Below are 20,910 nucleotides of genomic sequence, written 5' to 3'. Positions count from 1 at the left end.
ATGATGACCGCTCCGCAAGCCCGTCCGGCGGTTCCGCCGGTGGTCAGCCCGGCGATCGCGCCCGAACCGGCGCCGCTGCTGGATGTCCGCGGCCTGACCATCAGCTACGGCAATGCCCGCGGCACGCTGCGCGCCGCCAGCGACGTCAGCTTCGCCATCCGTCCCGGCGAGGTGATGGGGCTGGTCGGCGAGTCCGGATCGGGCAAGAGCACCGTCGCCATGGCGATCCTCGACCTGCTGGGCGGGGGTGGCCGGGTGGACTCCGGCGAGATCCTGTTCGACGGCGTCGATCTGCGCCGCCTGTCGCCGTCAGAACGCCAGGCGTTGCGCGGCGACCGCATCGCCGCCGTCTTCCAGGACCCCTTCACCTCGCTGAATCCGGCGCTGACCGTCGGCCACCAGATCGCCGAACCGCTGATCCAGCACAAGGGCCTCTCCCCCCGGCAGGCCGCCGGACGGGTGCTGGACCTGCTGGCCGAGGTCGGCATCCGCGATCCCCGCCGGGTCGCCGCCGCCTACCCGCACGAGCTGTCCGGCGGCATGCAGCAGCGGGCGCTGATCGCCACCGCGCTCGGCTGCGAACCGAAGCTGCTGATCCTCGACGAGCCGACCACGGCGCTGGACGTGACGGTCGAGGCCCGCATCATCGAACTGCTGGCGAAGCTGTGCGACAGCCACCGGCTGAGCGCGCTGTTCGTCTCCCACAATCTCGGCATCGTCAACCGCATCTGCCAGACCGTCACCGTCCTCTATGGCGGCGTGGTGGTGGAGACGGGAGCGACCGGCCGCGTGCTGTCCCGTCCGGCCCATCCCTATGCCAAGGGTCTGGTCGCCGCCCTGCCGCGCATCACCGCGGAGCGCCGCCACCGCCTGCCATCGATCCCCGGCACCGTCGCCAAGCTGGCTGGACCGCCCGCGGCCTGCGTCTTCGCCCCGCGCTGCCCCTTCGCCGAGGAGACCTGCCGCAGCCAGCCTCAGGCGATGCTGACGGATGGAGACGGGGCCGGAAACGGGGACGGCGTGCGCTGCTGGAAGGCCAATGCGCTGGCCGGCACGCCCTGGCCGGACGAGGATGCCGCCGCCGGCCGCCGCCCCAGGGCGGCGCAGCCGCACTCCGCCCCGCTGGTGGAGGTCGACCATCTGCGCAAGATCTACGGCGCCAACCGGTCCATCCTGCCCTGGCTGCGCCGGGCCGGCACCGTGGCGGTGGAGGATGTGTCCTTCACCGTCGGCCGCGGCGAGGTTGTCGGGGTGGTCGGTGAAAGCGGCAGCGGCAAAAGCACCATCGGCCGCGCCCTGCTGGCGCTGACCGAACCCAGCGCCGGCACGGTGACGTTCGACGGCGCCGACCTGACGGAGCGGGTCAAGCGCGGCGACCAGACCCTGCGCCGCCGCGCCCAGCTGGTCTTCCAGAACTCCGCCGCGTCGCTGAACCCGCGCAAGACGGTGGGGGCGGCGATGGACCGGCCGCTGGTGCTGGCCGGCCGGGCGGATGCGGAGGAGCGGCGAAAGACCGTCGCCAGCCTGCTGACCCGCGTCGGGCTGCCGGCCGCCTACGCCGACCGCTATCCGCACGAGCTGAGCGGCGGCGAGCGCCAGCGTGTCAACATCGCCCGCGCGCTTGCCACCGATCCGGATTTCGTCGTCTGCGACGAGGCGGTGTCGGCCCTCGACGTGTCGGTGCAGGCCAACATCCTGAACCTGCTGGCCGAACTGCGCGACGAGATGGGGCTGTCCTATCTCTTCATCACCCACGACATCGCCGTGGTGTCGCACATCGCCGACCGCGTGCTGGTCGTCTATGGCGGCACCATCTGCGAGGAAGGGCCTATCGGCCGCGTGCTGCGCCCGCCCTACCATCCCTACACCGAGGCGCTGCTGTCCGCCGTGCCGCGGCTGGCGGAGGACGGGCAGGAGGCGCCGCGCATCCTGCTGGAGGATGCGGCCCCCACCCCCGGCGGGCGGGGCTGTGTCTTCGCCGGACGCTGCCCGCGCAAGCTGGGAACGGTCTGCGCCGAGCAGGCTCCCCCCGTCCATGAGACGGCCGACGGCCACCGCATCGCCTGCCACATCCCGCTGGCGACGCTGGCCGAACGCGCCGCGGTCTTTCCCGAACTGGCCGACGGCGACACCCGGCACTGACCGGGTACCGTCCGACCGGCCAATCTGCCGGCGTTTCCCCGCGGAGGCGCCGGACGCCACCCCCTTGCCTTATCGATCACCCACCCTCAACCGAGCCGGGACTTTCCGCCATGACCGTCCACACCCGCATCCGTCAGTTCAACACCAAGAAGACCTATCCCGAGCAGTCGATCGACAACGACCTGTGCCAGACCGTCGTCGCCCGCGGCACCATGGTCTTCGTCCGCGGCCAGATCGGCCAGAATCTCGACACCAGCGAGAGCGTCGCCATCGGCGATGCCGCCGGCCAGACCGAACAGGCGATGGCCAACATCAAGATGCTGCTGGAAGAGGCCGGCTCGCAGCTGGAGCACATCTGCAAGATCACCGTCTACGTCACCGACCCGCGCTACCGCGAACCGGTTTACCGCACCATCGGCAAGTGGCTGAAGGGCGTCCACCCGGTGTCGACCGGCCTGGTGATCAGCGCGCTCGCCCGCCCGGAATGGGTGGTCGAGGTCGATGCGATCGCGGTGATCCCGGACGCCTGAGGCTCCGCACCCGCCGCCAATCGTCAAACCAACCGACAAGAAGAACCGCCACCATGAGCACCAGCCTGACCAACCCGCCGCGCCGCGAGCTGCAGAGCTTCCTCGACTTCCCGATCTGCACCGACCTCGACCAGCTCGACGGCCATATCGGCATTCTCGGCATTCCCTACGGCGATCCCTACTCCATCGACGAGGTGACCAACGACCAGACCAACGCCCCGACCTGGGTGCGCCGCTACACCGAGCGGGCGCTGCGCAAGCTGGAACGCTGGGACTTCGACATCGGCGGCCCGCTGCTGGGCGGCAAGGACATCAAGGTGGTGGATTGCGGCGACGTGAAGGCCGATCCCCGCAATCTCGACCTGCATTACGCCAACGCCGAGGCGGTGGTGCGCCGGATGCTCGCCAAGGGCATGCTGCCCATCGTCATCGGCGGCGACCATGGCATCCCGATCCCGGTGCTGCGCGCCTATGACGACCAGGGGCCGATCACGCTGGTCCACATCGACGCCCATCTCGACTGGCGCGACGACGTGAACGGCGCCCGCAACGGCTATTCCAGCCCGATCCGCCGCGCCGCCGAGATGGACCATATCGGCCAGATCTTCCAGATCGGTCTGCGTTCCGCCGGCAGCGCCCGGCCGGAAGAGGTCGAGGCGGCGATTGCCTATGGCGCGGTGCTGGTGCCGGACGTGGAGTTGCAGGACATCGGGATGAAGGCGGTGCTCGACCGCATTCCCGACGGCGGCCGCTACTACTTGACCATCGACGCCGACGGCATGGACCCGACCATCATGCCGGCGGTCAACGGCCCGGCGCCGGGCGGCGTCACCTATCCGCAGATCCGCACCCTGATCCACGGGCTGGTGGCGAAGGGCCGCGTCGTCGGCATGGACATCGTGGAGATCACGCCGAAGAAGGATCTCAACGGTATCACCGCGATCACCGCCGGCCGCATCATCTGCAACCTGATCGGCAAGACCATCCAGGCCGGCTATTTCGACGCCAAGTGAAAACAATCGAGTGATGGGGAGCATGGAGCGATGACCGCTGCCCGCCGGCTCGACCGGCTTTTCTGCGACCGGGCGCTGCTGGCCGGCGGCTGGGCGTCGGGGGTGCTGCTGCGCTTCGACGCGCAGGGGCTGATCGCCGCCATCGAAACCGGGGTGGACGCGCCGCCCGCCGGGGTGGAGCGGGCAGCCGGGCCGGTCATCCCCGGCATGCCCAACCTGCACAGCCATGCCTTCCAGCGGGCGATGGCCGGGCTGACCGAACGGGCCGGCCCGGCCGAGGACAGCTTCTGGACCTGGCGGGAGGTGATGTACGGCTTCGTCCGCCGCATCGATCCCGACAGTCTCCAGGCGGTGGCGGCAATGGCCTATGCCGAGATGCTGGAGCGCGGCTACACGTCGGTGGCGGAGTTCCACTATCTCCACCACGATGCCGACGGCCGGCCCTATGCCGATCCCGCCGAGATGTCGATGCGCATCCTGGCGGCGGCGGACTCCACCGGGATCGGGCTGACCCATCTGCCGGTGCTCTATGCCCAGGGCGGTTTCGGCGGTCAGCCGGCGGGCGAAGGTCAGCGGCGCTTCCTCAACGATCCGGATCGCCTGCTCGCCATCGTCGAGGCCAGCCGCGGCGCGCCCGGCGGACAGCGCGTCGGTTTGGCCCTGCATTCCCTGCGCGCGGTGTCGCCGGACGCGATGGCGGCGGCGCTGGACGGCATGGCGGGGCTCGATCCTACGGCGCCGATCCACATCCATGTCGCCGAGCAGACCGCGGAGGTGGAGGCCTGTCTCGCCTGGTCGGGACGGCGGCCGGTGGAATGGCTGCTCGACCGCGGCTGGCTGGGGCCTTCCTGGTGCCTTGTCCATGCGACCCATGTCACCGCCGGCGAGGTAACGGGCATCGCGGCCTCGAAGGCGGTGGCGGGGCTTTGCCCGACGACCGAGGCCGATCTCGGCGACGGGCTGTTCCCGGCGCGCGATTTCCTGGCGCAGGGTGGCCGGTTCGGCATCGGGTCCGACAGCCAGATCGTCATCGATGCCGCGGAGGAACTGCGCCTGCTGGAATTCGGGCAGCGGCTGGCCGCAAGGCGGCGCAATCTGCTGGCCCCGCATCCGGACAGCTCGACCGGTGCTGCCCTCTACCGGGCGGCGGTGGCCGGCGGCGCACAGGCGCTGGGACAGCCGGAGCCGGCAGGCGGCCTCAAAGCCGGACAGCGCGCCGATCTGGTCGTGCTCGACCCGGACGATCCGCGTCTCTACGGCCGCAGCGACGACACGCTGCTCGACTCCTATGTCTTTGCCAGCCCGCGCAATCCCGTGCGCGATGTGGTGGCGGCCGGGCGGCTGGTGGTCAGGGACGGCCGGCATGTCGATGCCGAGGCGATCCGCACCGGCTGGCGGCGTGCCGTCGACCGGCTGCACGCCGCCTGAGCGAAGCCCCGAACGAAGCGCAAAAGGAACAGGGACATCCCGATGACGGCGACCATCGACATTCTGGAACGGCTGGTGGCCTTCAACACCGTCAGCCGCGAAAGCAACCTCGATCTGATCCGCTGGGTGCAGGAGAGGTTGGAAGCCGCCGGCGTCGCGACCTGGCTGGTGCCGAGCGACGACGGGCGCAAGGCCAACCTGTTCGCGACGCTGGGGCCGGCGGACCGCCCCGGCGTCCTGCTGTCCGGTCACAGCGACGTCGTCCCGGTCGAGGGGCAAGCATGGACCAGCGATCCGTTCCGGCTGACCCGCCGGGACGGCAAGCTGTTCGGCCGCGGCACCGCCGACATGAAGGGCTTCGTCGCCGCCGCCCTCGCTTTGTTCGACCGCGCCGCCGGCCAGCAGGCCACCGGCCGGCCCCTGTCGCAGCCGCTGCATCTGGCCTTGTCCTATGACGAGGAGGTCGGCTGCCTCGGCGTCCGCCGGCTGATCGAGATGATGGCGGCATTGCCCGTCCGTCCGCGCTTCTGCATCGTCGGCGAGCCGACCGGCATGCAGGTGGTGACCGCCCACAAGGGCAAGACCGCCCTCCGTGCCGAATGCCACGGTGTCGAATGCCATTCCAGCCTGGCGCCGCAGGGCCTGAACGCCATCCATATGGCGAGCGACCTGCTGACCGGGCTGCGCCGCATCCAGAACCAACTGAGAGAAGACGGCGCGCAGGACGAAGCCTATGACGTGCCCTGGACAACCATCCATGCCGGGGTCATCCAGGGCGGGGAGGCGCTGAACATCGTGCCGAACCGCTGCCGCCTCGATTTCGAGATCCGCCACCTGCCGCAGGACCCGGTGGGGCCGCTGCTGGACAGCATTCAGGCGGAGGCCGATGCCATCGTCCGGCGCCTGCTCCCCGATTTCCCGGCGGCCGGGCTGACCGTCGCCGAGCTGTCGAGCTATCCGGCGCTCGACACCGACAGCACCGCCGAGGTGGTGGCCTTCGTCAAGGCACTGACCGGCGGCAACAGCACGGGCAAGATCTCCTTCGGCACGGAGGGCGGGCTGTTCCAGCAGCGGTTGTCGATGCCGACGGTGGTGTGCGGCCCCGGCAGCATCGGCGAAGCCCACAAGCCCGACGAGTTCATCGCCGAGGACCAGCTTGCGGCCTGCGACCGCATGCTGGATGCCCTGCTCGCCCGCCTGACCTGACGGCATTCCCCCGGAAATAGGGCCGCCGGTGGAGGTGGGGCCGCCCGATCAGACGGCAACCATCTCCATCAGCCGGGCACGGTCGGCGGACGAGGCCGCTTCGCCATGCAGCGTGATGCGGCCCCGCTCCACCGCATAGAAGCGGTCGGCGACGTCGAGCGCGCGGTGGATGTTCTGTTCCACCAGCAGGATGGTCAAACCCGCCTGCTTCAGTTCCGTGATGATCGCGAAGATCTCGTCGACGATCATCGGCGCCAGCCCTTCCGTCGGCTCGTCGATCAGCAGCAGCTTGGCGGTCCCCACCATCACGCGGGCCATCGCCAGCATCTGCTGCTCGCCGCCGGACAGGGTGGTGCCGAGTTGCCGCCGCCGTTCGGCCAGCCGGGGGAAGCGGGCGAAGGCCTGCCCGATTGCCTGCTCGTTCTCCCGGCGCGCCCGGCCGGGGCATTGGCGCAGCCCCAGCCGCAGATTTTCCTCGACGCTGAGGCCGGGGAAGATGCGGCGGTCCTCCGGCACCAGACCGAGCCCGAGGCGGGCGATGGTGTCGGGCGTCTGCCCGGCCAGGTCGACGCCGCCGAAACGGATCGTGCCGGAACTGGCCGGCACCCAGCCGGCGATGGATTTCAGGATGGTGGTCTTGCCGACGCCGTTGCGGCCGAACAGCCCGACCACCTCGCCCGGACCGGCCTGGAGGGACACACCCTGCAGGACATGGCTGAGGCCGTAATGCGCGTGCAGGTTCTCGATGGAAAGCATGGCTGTCACCCGTGTCCGAAATAGGCGGCCTGCACCGCGGGATCGGCGCGCACCGCCGTGGGCGTCCCCTCGGCGATCTTGCGGCCCTGGGCCATCACGACGACATGGTCGGACAGGCTCATCACCAGCCCGATGTCGTGTTCGATCAGCAGCACGGTCAGCTCGCCGGCCAGCGAGCGGATCAGCGCGCCGGTGTCGGCGGTGTCGCCATGGCTCATGCCCTGGGTCGGCTCGTCCAGCAGCAGCACCCGCGGTTCGGCGGCCAGCGCAACCGCGATCTCCAGCCGCCGCTGTTCGCCGTGCGACAGGTTGCCGGCAAGCTCGCGCGCCTTGGCCGACAGGGAGAAGCGGTCCAGCAGCGCCTCGGCCTTGGCGAGCGCCCGGCGGCTGTGGCCGACCGGACGCAGCGCGTGCCAGGGCCGTTCCAGCACCTGCGCGGCGATCCGCAGGTTTTCCAGGACCGGCAGTTCGAAGAACAGGTTGGTGATCTGGAAGGACCGCGCCAGCCCGGCGGCGAGCAGCCGGTCGGGCGAGCGCCCGGTGACGTCGGCGCCGTCCAGGGTGACCCGGCCGCCGGTGGGGCGGATGGCGCCGCTGATCAGGTTGAACAGCGTGCTCTTGCCGGCCCCGTTGGGACCGATGACCGAGGTGATCCGTCCGGCGGCGGCATCGAAACCGACGCCCGCCACCGCCTGGAGCCCGCCGAAATTCACCGACAGGTCGCGGACGCCCAACGCACAGGCGCTGCCCGCCACCGTCTTGAGGGAGGCCGCTGTCATGGCGTCGCCCTCCCCTTTTCGCCGCGGCGGCTCAGCCGCGCCAGCAGGGCGCCGACCAGCCCCTTGCGCAGGAAGATGACGGACAGCATGAAGATGACCCCCACGACGATCAGGTGATGCTCGGTCCAGGACCCGACGACCGAGCGCAGGGCGGTCAGCAGCAGGCTGCCCACCACCGGCCCGACCAGCGTGCCGACGCCGCCGACGATGACGGTGATCACCGCGTTGCCGGAGGTCTCGAAGAACATCAGTTCGGGCGAGACGAAGCCGCGCAGCATCGGGTAGAGCGCGCCTGCCAGCGCCGCGACGCAGGCGGCCAGCACATAGACCGCCAGCTTGTAGCGCCAGGCGTTGAAGCCCAGGAACGGCACGCGCTTCTCGTTGGCGCGGATGGCGGCCAGCGTCCGGCCGAACGGCGCATCCATCAGATAGGCCAGCCCGGCATAGGCCGCGACGGTCAGGCCGAGCACCAGCAGGAAGAAGGACAGCGGGTCGGCGGTGTCGAGGCTGAACGGCCCGAAGCCGATGCTGATCTGCGGGATGCCGATCAGCCCGTCCGACGCGCCGAGCGCACGGGTGTTGTAGACGGACTTGGCGGCGACCTGGGCCAGCCCGAAGGTGATCAGCGCGAAATAGACGCCCTTCACCCGGTTGGCGATGACGCCGCCGATCAGGCCCGCCACGCCGCCCGCCAGCAGGGCCGCCGCCATCGACAGCCAGAAGCTGGGCGCGACATCGCGCAGGACGAGCGCCGAGACATAGGCGCCCAGCCCGAAATACAGCGCCTGCCCGAGCGACAGGAGACCGGTGTAGCCGAGCAGCAGGTCGACGCTCATCGCCAGACCGGCGAAGATCAGCGCCTCGGTCGCCAGACGCAGGTAGAAGCCGTTGCCGGTCGCCCAGGCGACGGCGGCGAAGCCCAGCGCCGCCGCCAGGAAGGCCAGCGCCAGCCAATGGACCGGGGCCAGACGGGAAAGCCGGGATGCCGGACCGGCGCGGCCGGGATCGGAGAGGGTGCGCAAGGTGGCCTCAGGCATGTCCCAACCTCCCGAACAGGCCCTGCGGCCGGACCATCAGCACCAGCACCATGATCCCGAACACCAGCGGGTCGGACCAGACCGGCGAGATGTAGAGGCTGGACAGCGCCTGCACCTGGGTCAGCAGCAGGCCGGCGATCACCGCCCCCTGGATCGACCCCATGCCGCCGACGATCACCACGGTGAAGGCCATCAGGATGAAATCGCGCCCCATGGTCGGGAACACCGAATAGATCGGCGCCAGCAGCACGCCGGACAGGCCGGCCAGCGCCACCCCGAAGGCGAAGGTGCCGGCATAGACGCGCCGCACCGGCACGCCCAGCGACGAGGCCATGTCCTTGTCGAAGGCCGCCGCCCGCACCATGGCGCCCAGCCCGGTGCGGAAGACCACGACCCAGACCGCGGCGATCAGCGCGAGCCCGAAGCCGATCAGGAACAGCCGGTAGTTGGGCAGGAACATGCCGAGGATTTCGGTGCCGCCCTCGATGGGGTTCTCGGGCCGCTGGGTGTTGGGGCCGTAGACCAGCTTCAACAGGTCTTCCATGATCATGCCCAGCCCGAAGGTCAGCAGCAGGGTCAGGATGTGGCGGTCGCGGCTGTGGAAGACCCGGGCGATCAGCCAGCGCTCGGCCAGCCAGCCGATGGGCAGCATCAGCAGCGGCACCAGCACCAGCAGCGCCCAGAAGCCGACCCCCAGCCCGGCCAGCGTCAGGGCCAGGAAGGCGCCCATGGCGTAGAACTCGCCATGGGCCATGTTGATGACGTCCAGCAGCCCGAAGATGATGGTCAGGCCCAGCGCCATCAGGACGACGGCAACCCCGAGCGACAGACCGTTCAGCGCCTGCGGCGCCAGGACGAATTGCAGATAATCGATGAGATCGGCCATGGGCGTCGGCTCCCTGGAAGCGGTCCTCAGAAGCGGGTGCACTGGTCCGGCCCGATGGCGGCGTCGCCCGGCACGGTGCCGACCACGTCGAAGCGGTTGCCGCTGCCGTCCGCCGCGATGCGCACGGCATACATGTCCTGGATCGCCTGATGGTCGCCGGCCCGCATGGTCTTGGTGCCCTGCGGCGTCGACCAGCTCAGCCCTTCCATCGCCTTGCGCAGCGCATCGGTGTCGGTGCTTCCGGCCTTCTCCACGGCGGCCTTGAAGAACCCGATCAGGCCGTAGCTGTCGGCGCCATAGAGGTCGGGCGCGGTGTCGTAGGCCTTGCGGAAGGCGGCGACGAACGCCTTGTTCTCCGGCGTGGCGAGTTCGGCGGAATAGCCGACGCCGGTGACGAAGCCGTCGGCCGCCTTGCCGATGGCGCCGATGTTCTGGGCGGTGACGGTGCCCGACGCGCCGACGATGGTCAGGTTGCGCAGCAGCCCGTATTCGCTCATCTGCGTCAGTAGCCGGACGGTGTCGTTGCCGGCGGTCGATGTGTAGAGCACGCTGGGCCGCGCGGCGCGGAGCTGGCCGAAATACTGCGAGTAATCCTTGCTGCCGAGCGGGGCGAAGACCTCGCCGGTCGATTGCGCGCCGGTCTTCTCCGCCGCCTGCTTGAAGGCCGCGACGGTGGAGCGGCCCATCTCGTAGTCGGGGCCGAGATAATAGACCTTGGCCTTCGGCTTGTCCTTGGCCAGCCATTCCGCCAGCGCCGCCGATTGCTGCCCTGCCCGTGCGTTCACCCGGAAGACGTTGGGCGAGCATTTGTCGGTGGTGATGGCGTCGGAGAAGGAGACGGTGGTGGCGATCAGCCGGCCGTTGCGCTCGGCAAGCTGGCCGACCGCCAGGGTGGAGCCGGAATTGACGGTGCCGGTCAGGAAATCGACCTTGTTGACCTGGAACAGCTTCTCCGCCTTCTGGGTGGCGACGGCGGGGTTGGCCTCCTCGTCCTCGAACAGCAGTTCGACCTGACGGCCGAGGATGCCGCCGGCGGCGTTGACCTCCTTGGTCGCGAGTTCCAGGCCCCAGCGGACCTGCTGGCCGATCGGCGCGTAGGTGCCCGACAGCGGGGTCACCACCCCGATGCGGATCGGATCGGCGGCGGACGCGACCCCGCCGAGCCCGAGCAGGAAGAGCGCGGCGGTGCCGAGAAGCGTGGTCTTGGTCATGATTTTTGGTTCCTCCCTGTTTTGCCCATGCTTGGAAGCATCGTTCAGACGCCCGTGAAGACCGGCTTGCGCTTCTCGTGGAAGGAGGCGACGCCTTCCTTGAAGTCCTCGGAGCCGCGCAGGCGCCCGTAGGCCTGCCCCTCGATCTCGATGGCGCCGTTGACCGAGACGTTGTTGCCGCTGTTCAGCACGCCCTTGATGGTGCGCTGGGCGAGAGGCGAGAAGCCGCGCAGTTCGTCCACCAGGGCGGCGACCGTCGCTTCCAGTTCGGCGTCGGCGACGCACTCGGTGACGAAGCCCCAGTCGGCGGCCTGCCGGCCGGAAATGCGCCTGGCCCGCATCACCATGTCCTTGGTCCGGCAGATGCCGATCATGTGCAGCAGGCGGGCGGAACCGCCGGAACCGGGGATCATGCCGATGCGCATCTCCGGCAGGGCGAACTGCGCGGTCTCCGACGCGATACGGAAATCGCAGGCCAGCGACAGCTCGAAGCCGACGCCGAAGCAATAGCCGCGGACCTGGGCGATCACCGGCTTGCGGCAGCGTTCCGGGGCGGCGATGTTGACCGCCAGTTCCGACACATGCTCCGCCGACTTCTCCATGAAGCCGGCGATGTTGCCGCCGGACGAGAAGTTCTCGCCCTCGGCGCGCAGCACGATCACCCGCACCATGGGGTCGCGGTCCAGCACCTTGAACACGGCGGCGAACTGGTCGCGCTGGAGCATGCTGACGATGTTGAAGGGCGGACGGTGCAGCACGATGTCGGCGCGCTCCTTCGCCTCGTCGATCTCCACGCGGAAGCCGTCGAGGTCGGCGAGCAGGCGGTCGGTGCTGTCGAAACGATAGGGGGTCACGGTCGAAACTCCATGGATGAAGACTGAATTCAGGACAGGGTCGGGCTGTGCTCGGCCGGGCCGTTCTCAAGGGCGAACTCGCCGGCCTGCAGCTTGCGGCGCAGGATCTTGCCGACCGGCGATTTCGGGATTTCGTCGAGGAAGACGTACTCGCGCGGGCGCTTGAAGTTGGCGAGGCCGGAGGTGCGGCAATGGTCGTCGAGATCCTTCGCCTCGACGCCGCGGGTGCGCTTGACGAAGGCAACGACCCGCTGGCCCCAGCGTTCGTCGGGCAGGCCGGCGACCGCCACCTCCAGCACGCCGTCATGCAGGGACAGCACGCTCTCGATCTCGACCGGCGAGACGTTCTCGCCGCCGGTGATGATCATGTCGTCGACCCGGCCGGTGACGAAGAGGTCGCCGTCGCCGTCGAGGAAGCCGATGTCGCCGGTGAAGTACCAGCCGGCATGCAGCGCCTTGGCGTCGGCGTCCGGCCGCTTCCAGTAGCCTTCGAAGGACTCGTCGCCCGACAGGTCGGCGGCGATCTGGCCTTCCTCCCCGGCGGCGGCACGCTCGCCGGGATCGAAGCTGCCGAGGCGGACGATGCGGATGCGCTGGTTCAGCGCCGCCTTGCCGGCCGACCCCGGCTTGGCCGGCGCGTTCTGGTCGATGGTGAAGGTGTAGATCTCGGACGAGCCGTAATGGTTGACGAACAGCTCGGGCCGGAAGGCGGCGTCCAGCCGCTTCAGCAGGCCATCCGTCATCGACGCCCCGGCGAAGCCCAGCTTGCGCACCGACGACACGTCGGTGTGCGCGAATTTCGGGTCGGCCAGCAGGTCGTGATAGAGCGTCGGCACCAGATAGAGGCAGCTCAGCCGCTCCGCCGCAATCAGGTCGAGCGCCCGGGCCGTGTCGAAACGGGGCAGGCAGACGAAGCAGCCGTCCACCAGCGCCATCGCCAGCAGCGAGCGCACCCCCATCGTGTGGTAGAGCGGCATGACGCCCAGCGTCCGTTCGCCCCGGCGGTAGCAGTTCTGGGCGACATGGGCGACGGCGGCGGCACGCTCCGTCCGGTGGCGGCGCGGCACGCCCTTGGGCCTGCCGGTGGTGCCGGAGGTGTAGAGGAACAGCGAGACATGTTCCGCCGTGGCGCGCGGCTGTGCCGCAGCCGGATCGCCGTCCAGCAGGTCGGCGAAGCGGCGGTCTCCGGGATCGACCGGATTGCCGACCGCGATGCGGGGCAGCGCCCGCGCCGCGGCGGAGGTCCGGACGGCGTCGGCCGACACGTCCTGATAGAACAGGACGCGCACCTCGGCGTCGGGCAGGCAGTAATCCAGCTCGTCGGGCTTCACCCGCCAGTTCAGCGGCACCACGGCGATGCCGGCCAGCTGGCAGGCCCAATGGATGGTCGCCATCTCCCAATTGTTCTGCAACGCGGTGGCGATGCGGTCGCCGGGGCGCAGGGCCAGCCGGTCGAAGGCGCCGACCAGCCGGCGGATGCGTTCCAGCCACTGCGCGTAGGTCAGCCGCAGGTCGCCGTCGACGATGGCGAGCGCGTCCGGGCTGCGCTCCGCGCTGGCCAGGATGCTGCGGCCGAGGTCAAACATGGGCGACCTCCCTCACTGTCTGGCCGGTGACATCCATCACGGCGCGGACGATGCCGGCATAGCCGGTGCAGCGGCAAAGATGGCCGCTCAGCATGTCGCGTAGCTCCTCTTCGGTTGGCTTGGGATTGCGGTCCAGGTAATCGGTCAGCGACATCAGGATGCCGGCGGTGCAGAAGCCGCATTGCAGGGCGTGATGCCGCCGAAAGGCCTCCTGCAGCGCGGTCATCCGCCCCTCGTTGGCCTGCGACAGGCCTTCGACGGTGTCGATGCGCCGGCCGTCGGCCTGCACCGCCAGCGTCAGGCAGGCGCGGACCGCCACGCCGTCGATGCGGACGGTGCAGGCGCCGCAGACGCCGTGCTCGCAGCCGACGCGGGTGCCGTGGGCGCCCAGCTCGTGGCGCAGGAAATCGCTCAGCAGCAGGCGCGGATGGGCATGGCCGGTGCGCGGCGTGCCGTTCAGGACGATGGAGACGGCGTGGCGCGCCTCCGCCGTCAGCGCGGATGTGGATTTCAGCGGCGGCATGACAGGGCCTCTTCAAGGACGGTTCGGCCGATCCGGCGGACGAGGTCGCGGCGGTAGCGGGCGGTGGCGTGCTGGTCGTCGTCGCCGCCGAGGTCCCAGGCGAAGCCGTTCAGCGCCTCGTCGAGATCCGGCGGCAGCCCGCCCTCGACCAGCGGCCAGGAGCGCATGGTCGGCCGGTCCGCCACCCCGCCGACGGCAAGGCTGGCGCGCTCCCCGTCCACCGTGGCGGCGCAGGCGGCGATGGCGAAATCGCCGTGCCGCATCGACTGCTCGCGGAAGGCATGGCCGCTGCCGGGGCGGGCGAGCGGAAAGCGGATGCTTTCGACGATCTCGTCCGCCGCCTTCACCGTGGTCAGCGGCCCCAGGAAGAAATCGGCGGCGGCGATTGTGCGGCGGCGCTTCACGTTGCGCAGCACCACCTCGCCGCCGGTGGCGACCAGACAGAGCGGCGTCTCGGCGCTGGGATCGGCATGGGCGACCGACCCGCAGAGCGTGCCGCGGTTGCGGGTCTGGAAATGGCCGACCCACGGCAGGGCGGCGGCCAGCAGCGGCACATCGCGCGCCAGGGTCGGGCGGGCCAGCACCTCGGCCTGGGTGACGGCGGCGCCGACGGTCAGCCAGCCATCCCCGGCCCGCAGCGTGCGCAGCTCCTCCAGCCGGCCGAGGTCGATCAGCAGGCGCGGCTGGACCAGCCGCATGTTCAGCATCGGCATCAGCGACTGGCCGCCGGCGATCACACGGGCGTCGTCGCCTCCGGCCGCCAGCGCCGCCAGCGCCTCGGCGACCGTCGCCGGCCGCAGATAGTCGAAGGGTGCGGGCTTCATCGGTCAAACCCCAGAAGACGCAGCAGGCGCGTCAGAAGCGAGGGAGAGTCGGCGGGCACCTCGGCGCCACCGGCGCGGGCGACCAGCTTTTCGAAGAACTGGCCGATCAGCAGGCGCGACGCGCTGTCGAGCATCCGCCCGCCGACCGCGGCGACCTTGCCGCCGACCGACGCGCTGTAGCGGTAGGTGACACGCGTGCCGGTGGCGGTGCGCTCCAGCGTCACATGCCCGGTGCCGCTGCCCGACCCGAGCGCGCTGGTGCCGCTGCCGGTCAGGGTCAGCGCGCTGGGCGGATCGAGGTCGGACAGCGCCACCTCGGCGGTGTAGCGTCCCCTCACCGGTCCGATTCCGACCACCACCTCCGCCCGGTAGGCGTTGGGGCCGACGAGGTCCAGCGCCTCGCAGCCGGGCAGCAGTGCCGCCAATTCCCTGGGGTCGAGCAGGATGGCCCAGACCTGTTCCGGCGTCGCCGGCACCTCGCGGCTGCCCTCCGCGGTCAGGCCGCGCCCACCCTTCACGGCAGCCAGCGGAACTTCCCCGGAACCGGGGGCGGAGGCCGGGCGCGGCGGCTCCGGCGAATGGATCAACGCCGCCAGCTTGGCCGGGGTGATCGGCAGGGACGGCACCTCGTTCAGGCCGTCGGCGGACAGCGCGTCCGCCACCGCATTGGCAAGGCAGACCGGGGTGCTCATGCAATTCCCCTCCCCCACCCCCTTGGCACCGAGCGGCGTCACCGGCGACGGGCTTTCGCGATGGAGGATGACGGGAACCGGAACCTCGCAGGCGGTCGGCACCAGATAGTCGGCGAAGGTGCCGGACAGGAACCGGCCATCGTCGCCATAGGCGTACTCCTCGTAGAGCGCGGTGCCGACGGCATGGGCGAAGCCGCCGAGGATCTGACCCTCCACCAGCAGCGGATTCAGCAGCCGGCCGGCGTCGTGCATGGTGACGTAGCGGTCGATCCGCACCGCCCCCGTCGTCCGGTCGATCTCGACCCCGCAGAAATCGAAGATGAAGCCGTAGCAGGCGGAGCTGTTGATGTGGTCGGCATCGGTCGGCGCCTTCAGCGGCTCCGGCGTCCAGAAGGCGGTCTCACGCAGCGCCGCCTCCTGCCCGTCGGGCAGCGTTCCCGGCGCCCAGTGGCCGGCGGCGGCGACACGGGAGAAGGACAGGCCGTTGTCTGGGTTGGCGTCGGAGAAGACCTTGCCACCGGCGAAGCGCACATCCTCCGCCCGGCAGTTCAATTGTCCGGCGACCAACGTCGCCATGCGGCCGCGCAGCTGGGTTGCCGCCACCTGGGCCGCGCCCGCCACCGCCCCGGCAAAGCGACTGGAATAGTTGCCCGACGCGATCGACCAGGCGTCCTTGCCGGTGTCGAGGTCGGTGTTGACGCGGATGTCCTCGAAGCGCAGGCCGAAGACGTCGGCCACCACCTGGGCCAGCACGGTGCGGTGCCCCTGCCCCTGGGGAGCGGAGGCCACCGTCACCGACACGCCGCCGGTGGGATCGACGGCGACGCTGGCGGTCGCCTGCGCGCCGTTCTTCGGCCCGGCCTTGCGCCGTTCATCGGCGGTCAGCACGGTGGTGATGTAGCCCATGTTGGAGATCGACGGCTCGACCACCGCGGCATAGCCGATGCCGTAGAGCCGCCCCTCCGCCCGCAGCGCGTCGCGCCGGGCCTTCAGCGCGTCGAGCGCCCCCTCGTGCACCGCCTGCTCCAGCGTCGCGCGGTAGTCGCCGCTGTCGAGCATCCCGCCCGACGCCGTGCGGTAGGGCATGGCGTCGGCCGCCACCAGATTGCGGCGGATGACATCGAGCGGGTCCAGCCCAAGCTCCGCCGCCACCCGGTTCATCAGCCGCTCCAGCCCGTAATAGAGCTGCCCGCCGCCGAAGCCGCGGTTGAGGCCGGTCGGCGTCTTGTTGGTGACGACGATGCGGTTGGTCACCGTCAGGTTCGGGATGTCGTAGGCGCCGGTCAGGTTGCCATGGTTGCGGTAGAGCGAGGCCGGTTCCGGCGCCCGCAGATAGGCGCCGCAATCCTCGGTCTGCTCCATCCGCAGCGCCAGCACCCGGCCGTCCGGCTCCACCGCCGCCTCGATGCGCATGCGGCGCGCGGTGGCGGAGGTGGCGGCCATCAGATGCTCCAGCCGGTCCTCCACCCATTTCACCGGCCGGCCGGCGACGCGGGCGCACAGCCCCATCAGCACGACATGGGGGAACACCGCCTGCTTGTTGCCGAAGCTGCCGCCGGAATGGGGCGGCGTCTTCAGCCGCAACCGCGATCCCGGCACGTTCAGCGCGCGCGCCATCACCGGATGGACGGCGAAGGGACCGGAGAAGTTCGACAGCACCTCGTACGCATCCTCGGCCGCATCGTAGTCGGCCAGGACGACGAAGCACTCCATCGGTGTGCAGGAGTTTCGGGGATACTCGACCTCGACCGACACGGCATGGGCGGCACGGGCGAAAGCGGCCTCGGGGTCGCCATAGCGGAAGCTGCGGCTGTTGACGAGGTTGGAGCCCACCGCCGGATGCAGCGGCTCCGACTCTTTCTCCAATGCCTGGGCAATCGAGGTCACCGGCGGCAGCGGGCGATAGCGCACCTCGATCCGGTCGAGCGCGTCCTCCGCGACATAGCGGCTGTCGGCCAGCACCACCGCCACCGGTTCGCCGACATGGCGCACGCGGTCGATGGCGAGGCACCAATGCTCCATCGGCGCGCGGATGCCGACCAGGAAGGCGCTGGCAAGGCGCTTGGCGTCGGCCCCGGTCACCACGGCGGCGACGCCGGGAACCGCCAGCGCGGCGGCAAAGTCGATGTCCAGCAGGTCGGCGTGGGCGTGCGGCGAGCGCAGGATCGCGGCGTGCAGGGTGCCGGGCTTCACCGGCAAATCGTCGGCATAGCGGGCGACGCCGGTCAGGAGTGCTGCGTCCTCCACCCGCGGCATCGCGCGGCCGACGAACGGCACCGCGGCCGGCGGCGGCGGCGGCGAAACGCCTTCGCTGTCAATGGTGTGAGCGGCGGTCTGCGTGGCCGTCATCGTCATCCTCCCGTTACCGGAGGAGACTAGACCGTTTGCCAAACGAAGCTTTTACCGTGGAGTGTCGCGATTTACCCTAGCGTCTCATTTTTATGCACGTCTCATTATCATGCATGCCCGGCTTCCGGCCGCCCCCCGCCGGGCCGGTCCACCAGATTGACGACCCGGCGGTATTCGGTGGGCGTCACGCCCTGGTGGTTGCGGAAGAAGCGGCTGAAATGGCTGGGGGCGGAAAAGCCGAGCCGGCCGGACACCTCGGTGGCGCTCTCCAGCCCAGCGGCCATGGCGTCAATGGCCGCCTCCATCCGCAGCACGTTGAAATAGAGCGCCGGGGTGATCGCCATCGTCTGCTGGAACAGCCGGAACATGTGGGCGCGCGACAGGCCGGCGGCGGCGGCGACACGGGCGGCGTCGAACTCCTCGCCCAGGGTTCCCCGCATGAACAGGATGGCCTGACGGATGCGGAAATCGCCGGCCATCGGCGCGGCGTAGCGTGTCCCGCCGAGCGTCCGCCATTCGGAGAAGCGGTCGATGATGGCGATCATCAGGTCGAACAGCGCCTCCTCCATCCGCTCGCCCGACGGGTCGTCATAGAGCAGTTCCGCCGCCATGCGGTCGGCCAGCCGGCGGATGTAGGGCGTCAGCTCGCCGCAGGATTGCGCGAAGAAGCCGGGGTTGCCGCTGGCATTGAGTTCCCGCTGCATCGCACCGAGCCAGCGCGGCTCGATATACAGCGCCAGGATCACGGTGCGCGGGGCGCCCGGCTGATGAGCATAGGAATGGGCCTCCCAGCTGTTCACCAGCACCGCGGTGTCGTCGCGCAGCGGATAGAGCTGTTCCCCGACGGCAAAGCGGGTGTCGGCGCCGGATGCCTTGATCAGCACATGGCAATGGGGATGCGCGTGGTGGATCAGCGCACTGTCCATGTCCAACAGGGCGACGCGGCCGAAGCTTCCCTGATGGATGCGCATCGCTTTCGACATGGCTTCCGGTCCCTTCCTGCCCATCGGCGGCAAACGGCCGCCGGGATGCTCTTCAATGGTTTGCTTTACAAGCTAATCGTCGGCGATCCCCTTTACCAGTTCCATGCGGGCGCAACCCTGCTTCCGCCGGAGCGGCCGGTCACCGCGGCATGCGGCTTTGCGGCGTTTGGTAGACGTCGCTGAAATGCGTGCGGAACAGGCGCATGGCCGGCGTCAGCTCGACCCCCTGTCGCCAGGCGAGGCCGACATCCATCGCCGGAACCCGCTCGCGCATGATGATCGTTTCGATGCGCCGGCCCTCCAGCGACCATGGCCGGTAGACCATGTCGGACAGGATCGTCACCCCCTGGCCGTTGGCCACGGTGGAGCGCACTGCCTCGATCGACGAGGTCCGCAGCCGGACATTGGGACGGAAGGGCGAGGCGCTCCAATAGCGCGTCGTCCAATGGGCGGCCTCGTCCACGGTCAGCATGATGTAGGGGTGCTCGGCGACATCCTGCAACCCCACGGAATCGAGGTCGAGCAGCCGGTGCCCGGCCGGCACCCACAGGCGCCGCTGGCTTCCGATCAGCGTTTCGGTCGTCAGTTCCGGGTTGCTGATGTTGGAGGTCAGGACCACCGCCATGTCGAGCCGGCCGGTGATCAGATTGTCCTCGATCATCTCGCGCGTCAGCTCGTGGATGTGGATGCGCAGGTTGGGGTAGCGCCGTTCCAGCCGCTCCAGATGCTGCGGCAGGAAATATCCCAGCACCGTATAGCTGGCGCCGATGGTCAGGCTGCCGGCCACCTCCTCCGCCGTGTCGGCGGGGTGCAGCGCCTCCTCCACGCTCGCCATGATGCGATGGCTGGCAGCCAGGAAGCGGCGGCCGGTGTCGGTCAGTTCCATGCCCTGCGCGGTGCGGACGAACAGCCGCCCGCCGATCTCGGCCTCCAGTTCCTTGATGGCGGAGGTGATCGCCGACTGGGAAATCGACAACTCGCGCGCCGCACGCGACACCTGCCCGAGATTGGCGGTGGCGACGAAATATTTCACATGACGGAAATTCAGCATGCCGAACCCCGGAATTTGGCGTGAATGGATATTGAGAAATCAGAACATGCCTAAATCCTGCACAGGCTTTGCGGACTCGATTTTGGCAGAATTCTGCGGAAATGCCTGATTTACAGGCGGATTTTGACATCGGAAAAACAGATAAAGCAATCTCAAAAATTAGAAATTGCAAAGGGTCGGAAACAACATACGCTCATATGGCAAGGCAGCCATTCCGCGGACTCAGTCCTGGGGCTCGACGCCCCCGGTTCCGCGAAGCAAGGGAGTAAGGCGTTGGCTCGTACAATGGTCGATCTCAACTGTGACCTCGGCGAGGGGTACGGCCAGTGGACGCTCGGCGAGGCCTCCGACGATGCGCTGATGGACCTCATCAGCTCGGCCAATGTCGCCACCGGCTTCCATGCCGGCGATCCCAACCTGATGGACCGCGTGGTCCGGCTGGGCGTCGAGCGCGGCGTGGCGCTGGGCGCCCATCCCGGTTACCGCGATCTCCAGGGCTTCGGCCGCCGCGTCATCCAGGCCAAGCCCGAGGAGCTGGTGAACGACATCCTCTATCAGGTCGGCGCGCTGCGCGAATTCGCCCGCCGCCACGGCACCCGGCTGCAACACGTCAAGCCGCACGGCGCCCTTTACATGGAAGCGGCGAAGGACGAGACGCTGTCGCGCCTGATGGTCGAGGCGCTGCTGAAGTCGAGCCCCGACACGCTGCTGTTCTGCATGGACGTGTCGAAGACCTGCGCCGTCGCCGAGGCGGCCGGCCTGCCGGTCATCCGCGAATTCTACGCCGACCGCGATTACGACCGCAGCGGCTCCATCGTCTTCGCCCGCCGCATGCGCCCGCTCGATCCGGCGGAGGTCGCCGACAAATGCGTCCGCGCCTGCCGCGACGGCAAGGTGCGGACGGTGGAGGGCGACGACATCGACATCGCCTTCGACTCCATCTGCTTCCACTCCGACACGCCGGGCGCGCTCGCCATCGGAGCCGCGGTGCGCGACGGCCTGCTGAAGGACGGGCTGCGCATCGTCGCCGCCGCCGACCTGCACCCCCAAACCCGCTGAT

The 20,910-nt window shown here is 69.5% G+C and carries 18 protein-coding genes; 6 read left to right on the top strand and 12 right to left on the bottom strand.

The genetic code is table 11. From position 1 onward, the window contains the following. From CRT60_RS20230 to argE, 5 genes are all read left to right on the top strand, one after another. Positions 1–2,142: a dipeptide ABC transporter ATP-binding protein gene (locus tag CRT60_RS20230; RefSeq protein ID WP_098738321.1), complete on the top strand. Its 2,142-nt coding sequence runs from the start codon at positions 1–3 to the stop codon at positions 2,140–2,142. Positions 2,143–2,252: 110 nt separating this feature from the next. Further along, entirely contained in the window at positions 2,253–2,672 is a 420-nt protein-coding gene (locus CRT60_RS20225) for a RidA family protein (RefSeq protein ID WP_098738320.1), read from the top strand. Positions 2,673–2,725: 53 nt separating this feature from the next. Continuing rightward, on the top strand, positions 2,726–3,685 hold the full coding sequence (locus CRT60_RS20220; protein WP_098738319.1) for an agmatinase: 960 nt from the start codon (positions 2,726–2,728) through the stop codon (positions 3,683–3,685). 30 nt (positions 3,686–3,715) lie between these two features. Beyond that, a complete protein-coding gene (locus CRT60_RS20215; protein ID WP_098738318.1) occupies positions 3,716–5,113 on the top strand; it encodes a formimidoylglutamate deiminase in 1,398 nt (465 codons plus the stop codon). A gap of 42 nt (positions 5,114–5,155) precedes the next feature. After that, on the top strand, positions 5,156–6,319 hold the full coding sequence (argE, locus tag CRT60_RS20210) for an acetylornithine deacetylase (RefSeq protein ID WP_098738317.1): 1,164 nt from the start codon (positions 5,156–5,158) through the stop codon (positions 6,317–6,319). A 48-nt stretch (positions 6,320–6,367) separates the two neighbouring features. Here the strand turns inward: argE and CRT60_RS20205 are convergent, their stop codons facing one another. The 12 genes from CRT60_RS20205 to CRT60_RS20150 all read right to left on the bottom strand — a co-directional run bounded on the left by CRT60_RS20205 (position 6,368) and on the right by CRT60_RS20150 (position 19,850). Continuing rightward, positions 6,368–7,075: an ABC transporter ATP-binding protein gene (locus CRT60_RS20205; RefSeq protein ID WP_098738316.1), complete on the bottom strand. Its 708-nt coding sequence runs from the start codon at positions 7,073–7,075 to the stop codon at positions 6,368–6,370. 5 nt (positions 7,076–7,080) lie between these two features. After that, positions 7,081–7,854: an ABC transporter ATP-binding protein gene (locus CRT60_RS20200; RefSeq protein WP_098738315.1), complete on the bottom strand. Its 774-nt coding sequence runs from the start codon at positions 7,852–7,854 to the stop codon at positions 7,081–7,083. Continuing rightward, entirely contained in the window at positions 7,851–8,891 is a 1,041-nt protein-coding gene (locus tag CRT60_RS20195; protein WP_098738314.1) for a branched-chain amino acid ABC transporter permease, read from the bottom strand. Before CRT60_RS20195 ends, CRT60_RS20200 begins: the two co-directional genes overlap by 4 nt. Next, on the bottom strand, positions 8,884–9,777 hold the full coding sequence (locus tag CRT60_RS20190) for a branched-chain amino acid ABC transporter permease (protein ID WP_098738313.1): 894 nt from the start codon (positions 9,775–9,777) through the stop codon (positions 8,884–8,886). The genes CRT60_RS20195 and CRT60_RS20190 overlap by 8 nt, the downstream gene beginning before the upstream one ends. Before the next feature lie 26 nt (positions 9,778–9,803). Beyond that, positions 9,804–10,988: an ABC transporter substrate-binding protein gene (locus CRT60_RS20185; RefSeq protein WP_098738312.1), complete on the bottom strand. Its 1,185-nt coding sequence runs from the start codon at positions 10,986–10,988 to the stop codon at positions 9,804–9,806. A 44-nt stretch (positions 10,989–11,032) separates the two neighbouring features. Further along, positions 11,033–11,842: an enoyl-CoA hydratase/isomerase family protein gene (locus tag CRT60_RS20180; RefSeq protein WP_098738311.1), complete on the bottom strand. Its 810-nt coding sequence runs from the start codon at positions 11,840–11,842 to the stop codon at positions 11,033–11,035. Positions 11,843–11,871: 29 nt separating this feature from the next. Next, a complete protein-coding gene (locus tag CRT60_RS20175) occupies positions 11,872–13,428 on the bottom strand; it encodes an AMP-binding protein (protein ID WP_098738310.1) in 1,557 nt (518 codons plus the stop codon). Continuing rightward, on the bottom strand, positions 13,421–13,951 hold the full coding sequence (locus CRT60_RS20170) for a (2Fe-2S)-binding protein (RefSeq protein WP_098738309.1): 531 nt from the start codon (positions 13,949–13,951) through the stop codon (positions 13,421–13,423). Before CRT60_RS20170 ends, CRT60_RS20175 begins: the two co-directional genes overlap by 8 nt. After that, on the bottom strand, positions 13,939–14,775 hold the full coding sequence (locus tag CRT60_RS20165; RefSeq protein WP_098738308.1) for an FAD binding domain-containing protein: 837 nt from the start codon (positions 14,773–14,775) through the stop codon (positions 13,939–13,941). Before CRT60_RS20165 ends, CRT60_RS20170 begins: the two co-directional genes overlap by 13 nt. Next, positions 14,772–17,816, bottom strand: coding sequence for a xanthine dehydrogenase family protein molybdopterin-binding subunit (locus CRT60_RS20160; protein ID WP_244592648.1), 3,045 nt, complete (start codon positions 17,814–17,816; stop codon positions 14,772–14,774). Before CRT60_RS20160 ends, CRT60_RS20165 begins: the two co-directional genes overlap by 4 nt. 107 nt (positions 17,817–17,923) lie before the next feature. Next, a complete protein-coding gene (locus tag CRT60_RS20155; protein WP_098738306.1) occupies positions 17,924–18,799 on the bottom strand; it encodes an AraC family transcriptional regulator in 876 nt (291 codons plus the stop codon). Positions 18,800–18,938: 139 nt separating this feature from the next. Beyond that, on the bottom strand, positions 18,939–19,850 hold the full coding sequence (locus CRT60_RS20150; RefSeq protein WP_098738305.1) for a LysR family transcriptional regulator: 912 nt from the start codon (positions 19,848–19,850) through the stop codon (positions 18,939–18,941). A 273-nt stretch (positions 19,851–20,123) separates the two neighbouring features. On the opposite strand from CRT60_RS20150, the gene CRT60_RS20145 reads away from it, so the two are divergent. Then, positions 20,124–20,909 (top strand): 5-oxoprolinase subunit PxpA, encoded by a 786-nt coding sequence (locus CRT60_RS20145; protein ID WP_204562027.1) that lies wholly within the window; start codon positions 20,124–20,126, stop codon positions 20,907–20,909. The last annotated feature ends 1 nt before the right edge of the window (position 20,910 follow it).

Origin of the sequence: Azospirillum palustre, assembly GCF_002573965.1 — a bacterium.
Classification (GTDB): domain Bacteria; phylum Pseudomonadota; class Alphaproteobacteria; order Azospirillales; family Azospirillaceae; genus Azospirillum; species Azospirillum palustre.
The sequence above is the reverse complement of the archived record's forward strand: the minus strand, read 5'-3'. Positions and strand labels throughout refer to the sequence as shown.